Origin of the sequence: Aneurinibacillus danicus (genome assembly GCF_007991215.1) — a bacterium.
Lineage (GTDB): Bacteria > Bacillota > Bacilli > Aneurinibacillales > Aneurinibacillaceae > Aneurinibacillus > Aneurinibacillus danicus.
In genome coordinates this window covers 1-10,870 of the sequence record NZ_BJXX01000001.1, presented here as the reverse complement: position 1 = coordinate 10,870, position 10,870 = coordinate 1, and the positions used below count along the sequence as shown (strand labels likewise).

Annotated in this window: 6 protein-coding genes and 11 tRNA genes; 1 reads left to right on the top strand and 16 read right to left on the bottom strand. The window is 49.6% G+C overall.

Annotated elements, in window-relative coordinates; genetic code table 11:
• The first annotated feature begins 28 nt into the window (after positions 1-28).
• A complete protein-coding gene (locus tag ADA01nite_RS00085) occupies positions 29-712 on the top strand; it encodes a B3/B4 domain-containing protein (protein WP_146807855.1) in 684 nt (227 codons plus the stop codon).
• Positions 713-749: 37 nt separating this feature from the next.
• On the opposite strand, the gene ADA01nite_RS00080 is transcribed toward ADA01nite_RS00085, so the two are convergent.
• From ADA01nite_RS00080 to ADA01nite_RS00005, 16 genes are all read right to left on the bottom strand, one after another.
• Positions 750-938 carry a hypothetical protein gene (locus ADA01nite_RS00080; RefSeq protein WP_146807854.1) on the bottom strand — a complete coding sequence of 63 codons (189 nt, stop codon included), beginning with the start codon at positions 936-938 and terminating at the stop codon, positions 750-752.
• Positions 939-991: 53 nt separating this feature from the next.
• On the bottom strand, positions 992-2,326 hold the full coding sequence (locus ADA01nite_RS00075; RefSeq protein WP_146807853.1) for a purine/pyrimidine permease: 1,335 nt from the start codon (positions 2,324-2,326) through the stop codon (positions 992-994).
• Between the two features lie 4 nt (positions 2,327-2,330).
• On the bottom strand, positions 2,331-3,014 hold the full coding sequence (locus ADA01nite_RS00070) for a uracil-DNA glycosylase (protein WP_170230034.1): 684 nt from the start codon (positions 3,012-3,014) through the stop codon (positions 2,331-2,333).
• A gap of 187 nt (positions 3,015-3,201) precedes the next feature.
• The gene (locus tag ADA01nite_RS00065; protein WP_146807851.1) at positions 3,202-8,646 is read right to left on the bottom strand and encodes an AMP-binding protein; all 5,445 of its coding nucleotides are present in this window, start codon (positions 8,644-8,646) and stop codon (positions 3,202-3,204) included.
• 129 nt (positions 8,647-8,775) lie between these two features.
• The gene (locus ADA01nite_RS00060; RefSeq protein ID WP_146807850.1) at positions 8,776-9,444 is read right to left on the bottom strand and encodes a uracil-DNA glycosylase; all 669 of its coding nucleotides are present in this window, start codon (positions 9,442-9,444) and stop codon (positions 8,776-8,778) included.
• Positions 9,445-9,576: 132 nt separating this feature from the next.
• Positions 9,577-9,650 (bottom strand) — tRNA-Gly (locus ADA01nite_RS00055).
• A 15-nt stretch (positions 9,651-9,665) separates the two neighbouring features.
• Positions 9,666-9,750 (bottom strand) — tRNA-Leu (locus ADA01nite_RS00050).
• Between the two features lie 28 nt (positions 9,751-9,778).
• Positions 9,779-9,867, bottom strand: a tRNA-Leu gene (locus tag ADA01nite_RS00045).
• Between the two features lie 9 nt (positions 9,868-9,876).
• Positions 9,877-9,951: transfer RNA gene (locus tag ADA01nite_RS00040), tRNA-Cys, on the bottom strand.
• A 54-nt stretch (positions 9,952-10,005) separates the two neighbouring features.
• Positions 10,006-10,081: transfer RNA gene (locus ADA01nite_RS00035), tRNA-Gly, on the bottom strand.
• Positions 10,082-10,140: 59 nt separating this feature from the next.
• Positions 10,141-10,215: transfer RNA gene (locus tag ADA01nite_RS00030), tRNA-Gln, on the bottom strand.
• Positions 10,216-10,219: 4 nt separating this feature from the next.
• Positions 10,220-10,295, bottom strand: a tRNA-His gene (locus ADA01nite_RS00025).
• A 13-nt stretch (positions 10,296-10,308) separates the two neighbouring features.
• Positions 10,309-10,382 (bottom strand) — tRNA-Trp (locus tag ADA01nite_RS00020).
• A gap of 19 nt (positions 10,383-10,401) precedes the next feature.
• Positions 10,402-10,486, bottom strand: a tRNA-Tyr gene (locus ADA01nite_RS00015).
• Between the two features lie 95 nt (positions 10,487-10,581).
• Positions 10,582-10,657: transfer RNA gene (locus tag ADA01nite_RS00010), tRNA-Thr, on the bottom strand.
• A 107-nt stretch (positions 10,658-10,764) separates the two neighbouring features.
• Positions 10,765-10,840: transfer RNA gene (locus ADA01nite_RS00005), tRNA-Phe, on the bottom strand.
• Positions 10,841-10,870 lie beyond the last annotated feature (30 nt).

Here is a 10,870-nt window from a genome sequence, read left to right as displayed (position 1 = left end):
GATTTTCACAGAAAAAGGAGGCTGTTTCATGCGGAATTACACAATTGATGAAGAAATCCGTGCCAAAACGCCCGGTCTTAAGCTCGGTATTCTCCACTATGATAATGTGGCGCTATCCCCTACCCCGGTCATGCTAAAAGGACGCATCAATTTATTTCTGGAAAATATGCGTTACGATTATTCGGAGAAATCCGCGTCTGACGTACCAGGCATTGCAGAATGGCGGCGAATTTTCAAGGCACTGGGCATGGATCCGTCGCGCTATCGCCCTTCCTCGGAAGCGCTTGTGCGGCGCGTGCTGCAAAATAAGCCCTTTCATTGGATACATACGGGCGTGGACGTGAATAACTTCCTCTCCCTCCAATTCGGTCTGCCGGCCGGGCTGTATAACCGGGACCGTATTGAAGGTGACGTAACACTGCGACTCGGACAAAGCGGCGAGACATATGAAGGTCTGAACGGGCGGGAGATTTCCTGCGAAGGTAAATTAGTGCTCGCCGATACACAGGGGCCTTTCGGCAGCCCGTTCGTCGACTCCGTGCGCACCAGTGTGACCGAGGAAGCTACACACCTGCTGCATGTGTTCTTTATCTATCCGGAGTTCAACCGCTGGACGGATGAGCAGTTGCTGCGCTCAGTCAAAGAGATGTTCACCCATGTCAATGGTGGTACATGCGAAATTGGTGGACAGCCATTTTTAGTGGTCACTTAAGCGCTTAGATTGCCTGTGGGAAAAGCGTAAAGCTGTCTTAATGCTGTACAGACAACGTATTATTTGTTTTATGAACAATGGGAAGCAGGATCAAAAATAAAGCTCCTTCGGTTTCACTGCTCGGCGCCTTTCCCGAAAAAGCTGAACAACGACGGCAACTATATCCAGCATTAAGCGGTCCAGATGTTTTGCCGGCGCTTTTTTTCATGGAAAGCGGCGTAGCCATGGTTACTTCTTGCAGAAAAGATAGGGCGTATTTTTGACCCTGTATCCCTTGTGTTAGCTTTTTTTCCTTAACACAATTTGTTCCATGAAGATAATGAGCAGTACTCCCATGACAAGTCCGTTACCGAATACATAGCTGAAAATGGGCGGAAGTTCTTGCAGTGCTTCAGGCGGAACAAACATCAAGCCAATGCCGCCCAATAGGCCAAATCCGATAATAAGAAGATTCCGTTCATCAAGCATAATCCGTTCAAAATCACGGAGGCCAAAGCCAAGCAGTTGCGTGAAAGTCACGAACATGACTGCATAGCCCACCGGCGAGGGAAGGCCCGCGAGTATTCGACTGACCTGAGGCAGCATCCCTAATAGAATCAGCATCACAGAAGCGACAATAAACGGCAGGCGTGATGCGATCCGCGATACCTGAATCACTCCGGCCGCAATCGAAAGCGGCACCAGACCAACAATCCCGCCTGCACCTGACAATACATGCGCCACTCCGGTCATAATTCCGCCGCGCCTGTATTCCCCTTCCCCTGGCCGCACATTCACCACATGACTGACAACCGCAATACTGGCAATCAGATTGGTAACCAAAATTAAACCGGTAATCATCGATGTCAGTACCGTACCCAGGTGAAATACGGGCGGACCCCAGAAAAACGGCTGCGGAAGCGCAAAAAACCCGTGCGCCTCCTGCAGTGGCTTTGTCCAATCCATAACCAGATAAATCATCCATCCCACAAGCATGCTAATCAAAATAGCAAAGCTGCGTACGTACTTAAACCGCGAACGAATCATAATAAACGTAAAAAACACCAGTCCCAAAGATACGGCAGCCAGCATGGGCTGTACACCGCTTCCCTTGGAGAAATAATCAATGCCCAGCATCCCTTTTACCACGGGGCCGCTGAGAGAAACCGCCAGCAGCACCAGATATCCTCCGCTGACAAGCGGGGTGAATACTCTCTGTACCTTCTCGATAAAACCAATAGCACCCAGGGTGATTAACATGATTCCGGTAATGATTAAGCCCATCTCAAGCGATTGGCCAATCTCCCGCGGGGCCTGACCCGCGGCCATTCCCAGATTGGCCAGAATAATGAAGATGCCCCACCACATACCGGCAGGACCCTCCGTAATCGGCAGCCGATGACCGAATAAAATTTGAAGCAGGGAAACAAGCCCGATTAAAAAGAACGTCTGCTGGACAAACTGGCCCAACTGCTGTGCAGGCAGGCCGTACAATTCTCCAATGACAAGCGGTATAACCAGCGAGCTGGAGATCGTAACAAAAAACCACTGCAGCGCCGAGATGAACGTCACTGACAGCGGCGGTTTCTCATCCAGTTCATATAAATTCTTCGCTGATTCTGTTTGCGATTCCACTCTCTCACCCGTTTCTCTTGGCGCATTCAATCGCCACTTTTAGGTCGGACCATACCTCCCGTTTTGATCTGGCCAGCGCGTCGCCCCGCTGCCGCACTATATAGGCCGGGTGCCAGGTTGGTACAACTTTGATTCCGTTATAATCATACACATTGCCACGGAATTGCGACATGGTCTTCATATCCGGAAAGAAAAACTGGAGTGCCACCTTACCCAGTGCCAGAACGACTCTCGGCCGAATTATCTCAAGCTCACGCAGCAAATACTTGCTGCATTCCAGCGTTTCTTCGCGTGCAGGCGTCCTGTTTTTACCTTTTTCATCGGTGACGCGGCATTTCACTACGTTTGTCATATAAATTTGTTCTCGCCTGATACCGGCCTTGGTTAAAATTAGCGTTAACAGCGAACCGCTGATACCGACAAGCGGCAGGCCCCAGTTCTCTTCATCTTCCCCGGGACCTTCTCCGACAATCATAAACGGAGTGCCGGTATTTCCGGTGCCCGGTACACGGCTTTTTGCATGCCCGCAGAGTGAACAATCCGTACAACTGAGGACTTGGCGGCGCAGCTGCTCCATATGCACAATTCGTTCAACTTCATAGAGCGCAGGCTTAACATCGTCAGGATTGTACCCATCTTTAGTTAACCGCCGGTAGAAGTCCTGCATCCCTTCTGCAACCTGCTTCATCCACTTCTCTCCCATCATGATGGCATCCTTTCTTAAGATACCATACTTTTTAAAGTCATTGAACTACTATAACTTTCTTGTGCGTTTCCATTGATAGCACCATAACGATTCCATAAGAGCAGACAGAAAAGGCCCGCCCCGTCAGGAGCGAGCCTAGCTCTTGATGGGCTCGGCCACTCTTTCTTTATTATTCTGCCACGTCTCCTGTATTTGCTTCTTTTTTACTCGCTTCTTCACCCATCCGGACAGCCCAGGCTTCATATAACTGGTCTTTCGTCTTTAAGCCTGGCTGCGGGATGGCATGATTCACAACGTATGAGCTTCCGGCATGGCGATTCTCCCACATTTCCTGATGGGCCCTGGGAAGTTCATTATACGGTACAAACACCGGTTCTGTAATCTCCAGCATGCCCGCATCGATCATTTCGTTCATGCGGATAACTTCGTATGCGTTCGACAGATGGGTTCCCCAGATGTTGGCTGTCGGCATATACACGCGGCGCTGGCGCATCCATACTTGTGGGGCGTAGAAACTATAGCGCCGTTTGTCCATGTTTTCGCTATAAACGACCCGTCCCGTGTACGGTTTCAACAGCGTCGTACTTACCCCAAGCGTATCATGACCGGAACGTTCGAAGATTAAATCCGGATAACCCCGCGGGTTGTCAGGGGAACGCAAGTATTTAGCGACCGCGCTGCCGAACGGTTTGAAGATGTAATCCGTAAAATAACGCACCGATTCTTTGAATGCTTCGGTCTCCGTCTTCGGATTTGGGAAGTCCGGCATCGTCTCGGGCCATACGAAGTCTTCGCCTTCCCTGCGCTTAATTTCCTCGATGCTGAGCACACCGCGCACCGCATCCCCGTATCCAAGACTTTGCACGAACTCTTTCTGTGCGTCCGTATAGGTGGCGACTACGATTCGGGCCCCCATCTCACGGGCTGTTTCAATAGCGATAAGTCCTGTTTCGTCTACGATCCCATCCGCATTGGTATCTGTGCCGTAGTAAATCAGTACGGCTTCTCCGGCACGCAGCCGCGCTTTTTCATACATCTCACGCGGTGTACGATCGCCCTTTTTACCTATAAAGGTAAAATGATAGCCGCTGGATGCGCCATAGAACGTCAATGTACCACCTTCTTCGAGCATTTGGAACGAGCGAGGGAACGCCTCTTCACCCGCGTGCGAGACAACATAATCCGCCAGGCGTCCACCGCTTTGCGCACGGTAGTCATCCAGGATTTTTTGTCCGGCAGCTTCCCATGCCACCCACCGGGATGGATCGGCCGGAACTTTCGTAAATGCACCTGCATAGTCCGGATTCTTCCGGTTGATAACGCCAACCGCTCCTTGTTCGCGGATATAATTGGCCCGCTCTTCATTCGAGACCATACCTATCACATTCAAGCCGTTGCGTGCAGCCGATTTGAGTGCTTCAAGGCCCGTACCGGTCGCTGCGCCTTCAACGAACAAGTTTTTATTTGGTTCAATGTTCAATGTTGTGAATAATGCGCGATAGATTGTGCCCAGGTTCAAAATATAGCTTCCGGCAGCTTCAAGTGTGGCATCCTGCGGTTTCACATGTACCTGAGGCGCCTGTGCAATCATGAACTGTTGATGTGAGCCATCCGGACCCTGATACCCCTGGATGCTGAAATCTGCAAACATCGGATCGAGGCCGACTGCCGGTGACAGCAAGTCGTTCTGACCGGAATAGATGGTTACAAGATCGCCAACTTTTACACGTCCTTCATGCTTGACCTCGCTGCCCACAGCCGCTACAAGTGCGATACCGCCGCTTCCTGTCACATGATAATCCAGATCATGATCATCGAGCGTGGAAACCGGAATGCCTGTAATCGCCCAGATATCGTTGAAATTTACCTCACTGGCCAGTACATACAACAGCACTTCATTGGCGCCCGGTTTTTTGACCGGAATGATAATCTGCTTCTCAGCGTCAATCGGATCGCCGTGATCAACTGCACCTGTCTCGTCGTTCTTCACGACCGCATAGGCATACTGCCATTCCGGAATCGGCGTAAAGCCCGGGAAGTAAGGTGCACCTACAGGCAGCAGTTTCCCCTTTTGAATCAGCTCCCTCTGCTCTATTTCATCCGGCTGGAAGCGCGGACGTGTCGGCAGCGGCTTGCTCTTCTTATCAAGGAATGCTCGAATACCGGTCTTGCCTCCTTTCGGGTCGATGACCGCTTCGGCGAACAACTGTGCTTCGTGCTCCATTCCTTTCTTGATGCCCTGCTCATATCCGGCACGAATCGCATCCAGCGCACGTTTGGCTGCTTCTTCGCGTCCTGCCCACGCGGACTGACGAAGGATGCGTTGAATCTCCTTGCTGTTATCAATCGCTTCCTGTGGGAAGTCCTGAGGCGTATTCCAATTTTCAACCAGCTTGTTATGGCGGTCAAATGCTTCTTTTAACGTACCTTTACCGAACATGATATATTCACGAGCCAGCGCCGAAGCACGAATCAATACATCATCGCTGCCTTCTATCACTTCGTCAATGAGACCGATACGCTGCGCTTCTTCTACATCGATGCTGCGGCCGTTCAAAATAATTTCTACACCTTTCAGGAAGCCTTCCGTACCTTTTCGCTGCTGCAGAAGACGCGGTAGACGTTGTGTGCCTCCATAGCCCGGAATAAGATTTAGGTTAATCTCCGGCTGGCCGAATAACGCGTGCGGCTCGGCAATCCGGTAATGCATCGCCATCTGGAATTCGTTCCCGCCCCCAAGCGCTACGCCGTTTACTGCGGCAATTACCGGTTTGCCCAGGCTTTCGATACGGCTAAAGGCTAGATGTGCTTTATGTGCTAGCGGAAGAACGTCTTTCACTTCGAACATTTCTTCAAGAAACTGCTTTACATCTGCACCTGCCACGAATGAGCCGGTACCCTGTCCGGTGAAGATGACTACCTTGATGTCTTCGCGCCGGCCCAGGTGGCTGACGATCGTGTTCAACTCATCCAGCGCACGTTCGTTCAATGCGTTGACCGGAGGATTGGTAATGGTAACGGTTGCGACTTTCTTATCTGGCAGCACATCATTATACTGTACACGGAAGAAACGGTAATTTTCGAAAATGTTCTGCTCTTCTTCCATTTTGGTCTTCGTCCGCCACTGCTCGATTTTCGGGCGGATTTCTTCGAGCACTTCCGGATTGCGCAGCGTGGACGTATCCCCTAACGGCTCTCCGTTTAGCATATTGCTCAGATACCGGCGCATATACTTGCCGCTGCGTGTTTCCGGAAACTGCCCCACTTCGATAAAATCACTCGGTACCGCTACAGCGCCTTTTTCCTGGCGCACCAGTTCGGATAGGCGGCGCTGGTCCTCAAGAGTTAGGCGCATGCCCGGCGCAGTCTGGATGAATGCAACCGGCGTCAACCCTTTTTCTCGGTGCGGCGCACCAATAACGAGCACGTTGCCGACCGGAGAATCCGGATTAATCTGCTTATCGCGCAGAATGGCTCCTTCAATTTCTTCCGTTCCCATCCGATGCCCTGATACGTTGATAACGTCGTCAGAACGCCCGTGCAGCGAGAACGAATCGTCTTCATATTTCATTGCAAAATCGCCCTGTGTATATGCCCAGGTGCCTTCCCATTTTCCCCAGTACGTATCAATATAGCGTTCCGCATCCCCCTTCCAATCCGGGGTGCCAAAGTTCGCTTCATCTCCCCAGATGTAGCGAGCCAGGTAAGGATACGGCTTTGTAATGACAATCTCGCCTTTTTCTTCAAATGCAGCCGGACGATACTTCGCTTTACCATTCTCTTGGGTGCCCTCAGATACCCACACGTCGCCGAAAACCCATGGCAGCGGGAATGTATGCGCATCGGCCTTCAATTTAAAATCATTATTACCGTAAAAGTGCGTCCATACGATACCACCGTGTTCGGTCGCCCAATAAGAGTTAATGTACTGCGGTGTCATTAAATCCATACCAAATTGCTGAACAGCCGGACTTGTAGGCTCTGCGCAAAATGTAGCCACACGAAGCGTGTCCATGCTGTACTGTTCTACGTCCGCCTTATTTTGCGGATTAGACATGATTGTTTTCAAGAAAGTCGAGCCCGCTTTGAAAATCGTTACTTTATACCGTTCAATAATGCTTGCATACCGCCCGGCGCTTGGGAAAACCGGCGCCCCTTCCGCTACTACGCTGGTCGTGCGCGTCGTCAATGCGGCGGAAATCAGATAAGATTGTCCGGTAATCCAGCCCGGGTCTGCAATGACATATATGATGTCTTCGCCCGGTCTTGCATCGAATGAAATTTTCATTGTATGCGCAATGCCCGCTACATACCCTCCATGTACATGAACAACGCCTTTGGGTTTTCCTGTGCTTCCGCTCGTATAAATAATGAAGAGCGGATACTCCGCATCGACAGGCTCCGGCTTGGATACAGCGTACATTACTTTAATAAAGTCTTCCGTTGCTAAATCGAGCAACGCTTTCTCATCCGTAACTTCGTAGCCCAGACCGCGTGCTGCCCCCAAAATCTCTTCAGTCGCCTGTGCCGTTAGCTCATGCGACCAGCGGTCACGCTCCGGACGCCAGTTCAAATCCTGCTGGCGGGTATGGCGAACCACGATAACGGCTTCTACACGTGGAGGTGCTTCAACAAGCCCCTTGGCGATTACGGTGCGGATATGGGATTTTTCTTCGGCCCCCATATCATGGAACTGCGCCAGTGCCATACCGACACCGCGCATTACGTCGGAACGCTCTACCGTGATTTCACTGCCGATCGTCTGCATGACTTTTTCTTTGATGGATGCAGCCTGTTTTTCCGTCAGCTTCAGTTCTTGAAGCTTTTCTTCCACGATACGCTGTGCGACCTCTTTCGGTATATAGTTATCAAGTGCCGGGTCGGTGTACGCTTCTTTGAACTCAACCACCTGCGCGTTACGATAACCCCCATCTGAAGTAATAACCACTTTTGCACCGGCGTTATGAATACGATCGCTTAGCGTTTTATCACTGAAACCACCAAAAACCGCCGTATAAATAATTCCAAGCCGCTTGGCAGCCTCCGTATAATAAATTTGTTCCATAATATTTGGCATGTTCAGTGCAATGCGGTCACCTTTTTTCAGACCGAGATTTACTAATACCCGCGCCGCTTTTACTGTTTCCAACATAAGCTTCTTCCGGGTGACAGCGAACTCGACGACCGGTCCGCCTCGACCGTCATTCTTGGCCTGATCCCAGCGGTCACCTTCGAAGTAAAACGCCACCTCATCACCGTGTCCGCTAATGACATGACGGTCTACTTCGTTATAGCAAGCGTTAGTTAACCCGCCGGAGAACCATTTATAAAAAGGCGCATTACTATCATCAAAGGCTTGCACCCATGGTTCAAATTGCGGCGAATACGTAACTATGACAGGAGATCCGTTATCCGCATCCAGGCCCAGCCACTGGTTCTGTTCATCACTCCAGTTAATCCAAGCGTTCGATTTCTTATCATACCAGTGAATTTCACGCTTGGCGATTTCGCCATGAAACTTTCCGGGATTCTGCTCTGCTTCGTAGCGTTGCTTATTCCAATCTTCGCGTGTGAGAATCGGATTGTTTTTTACTTTCTGGATTCGTACATCCATATTTTGTGCCTCCTTCTGTCAGCATAAGCAATTTTATGTATTATTAAAATTTATTAAAATGTTTAGATAATTACTTCGTTATTTCTATAAAAAAACCCTTTATACAATCGGTATAAAGGGACATTTATTCTACAGAAACACAGAAGTTATATTAAGTTCCTCTATAGCCTTTCGCAGCTTCTTCAAATCGGATTCAAACACCTCTTGAAGTTCGCGCCGGTAAATAATCGCAGCCGGATGATAAAGAGGGAAAACATGATACTCCTTATCCGATAAAGCGAATTTCCGGCTGTCTTCTTTTTCTCCTACACGCTGTATTGGTACAGTTAATAATGTACCGTGCACTTTTGATATGCCATGATCGGGGGTAAGACGTTTTAACGGCGTAGAGCCAAGTGTTACAATAAGTTTTGGACTGATAAGGTCAATCTCTATATCCAGCCAGGTAGCGCAAGATTGAATCGCATGCTTGGATGGTGGTTTGTTCGACTTGGTAACCCGTTTCGTGCCATTTTTTAAGATTTTCTCGTTTACTTTGTAAGGGCGACAGCGGGTGGTATTCGCCACGTACATTTTACTTCGGTCAAGTCCGACAGATTGAAGGAACGCATTCAAGTTTTCACCGGCCTTACCCACAAACGGCCTGCCGTATTTCATCTCTTCCGCTCCCGGACTCTCACCTATAAGCATCACTTCCGCTTCCGGGATACCTTCCCCCGGGATTGGCGTTTGTCCTTCCTCCCTCTTTAGCCCGTCTTCACATCGCACGCACGTCAAAAATTTCTCCGGTAATAACATATGTACTCTCCTTTCGATTTTGCCGTCTTTCTTATCTTTTCCTCAAAACAATAAAAGGTAAAATAAAAAACGCGCTCCTTCGTCCTTTATGGAACGAAAAACCGCGTTGTTCGTATGTATAAAAACAATAAGTGGAGCGGGTGATGGGAATCGAACCCACGTATTCAGCTTGGAAGGCTGATGTTCTACCATTGAACTACACCCGCGTCCAAATATGTGTATGGTACCGATGGTCGGGGTCGAACCGACACTCCCGAAGGAACACGATTTTGAGTCGTGCGCGTCTGCCAATTCCGCCACATCGGCAAGATAAAAGCATAAAACATAAACACAGTGGTGCCGAGGACCGGAATCGAACCGGTACGGTAGTCACCTACCGCAGGATTTTAAGTCCTGTGCGTCTGCCAGTTCCGCCACCCCGGCAAAAGAAAATGGAGGAGGCACCCGGATTTGAACCGGGGAATAAAGGTTTTGCAGACCTTTGCCTTACCACTTGGCTATACCTCCGTAAAATATAAACACAAAATTCACATAATCTAGTTATGAACAAAATTATGTGGATGGAGCGGACAACGAGACTCGAACTCGCGACCCCGACCTTGGCAAGGTCGTGCTCTACCAACTGAGCTATGTCCGCATTATTTTATAGTATATACGCTTTTCTAAAGATAAGCAACTACACATTACAAGAACAAATGGCTGGGGTACCTGGATTCGAACCAGGGCATGACGGAGTCAAAGTCCGTTGCCTTACCGCTTGGCTATACCCCAGCGATGGGGCGATCGATGGGAATCGAACCCACGAATGTCGGAGCCACAATCCGATGCGTTAACCACTTCGCCACGACCGCCATGATGAATGGTTGGCAGGGGCAGTAGGAATCGAACCCACACTGGAGGTTTTGGAGACCTCTGTTCTACCGTTAAACTATGCCCCTGTATTCTGTTTTGTATAAATGGTGGAGGGGGACGGATTCGAACCGCCGAACCCTGAGGGAGCGGATTTACAGTCCGCCGCGTTTAGCCACTTCGCTACCCCTCCACATTAGAAAATGTAGAACGTAAGATTTTTCCTTCGTGTACTACCGTTTCATTCTAACAAGGAAGATAGCTCACCGCGGTTAGAATGAAAATAGATGGTGCCGGCGAAAGGAATTGAACCCTCAACCCCCTGATTACAAGTCAGGTGCTCTGCCAGTTGAGCTACACCGGCACGACGTCCATGCATTTCGTTCTAAAGAAACATTACTGCCCCGTTTTCTTCGGCTTATCAAGTGCGTTCAAAAAACAAAAGCAGTCTCTTAGTATTTAAATAATCAATGGTGGCTCGGGACGGAATCGAACCGCCGACACGAGGATTTTCAGTCCTCTGCTCTACCGACTGAGCTACCGAGCCAGCTCATATGTAAAAAAGTTATGTATAAAA

Coding starts and splice junctions, on each gene's coding strand:
- ADA01nite_RS00070 (WP_170230034.1), bottom strand. CDS start 3,014: ATGAAGCAGGTTGCAGAAGGGATGCAGGACTTCTACCGGCGGTTAACT.
- ADA01nite_RS00080 (WP_146807854.1), bottom strand. CDS start 938: ATGGCTACGCCGCTTTCCATGAAAAAAAGCGCCGGCAAAACATCTGGA.
- ADA01nite_RS00065 (WP_146807851.1), bottom strand. CDS start 8,646: ATGGATGTACGAATCCAGAAAGTAAAAAACAATCCGATTCTCACACGC.
- ADA01nite_RS00060 (WP_146807850.1), bottom strand. CDS start 9,444: ATGTTATTACCGGAGAAATTTTTGACGTGCGTGCGATGTGAAGACGGG.
- ADA01nite_RS00085 (WP_146807855.1), top strand. CDS start 29: ATGCGGAATTACACAATTGATGAAGAAATCCGTGCCAAAACGCCCGGT.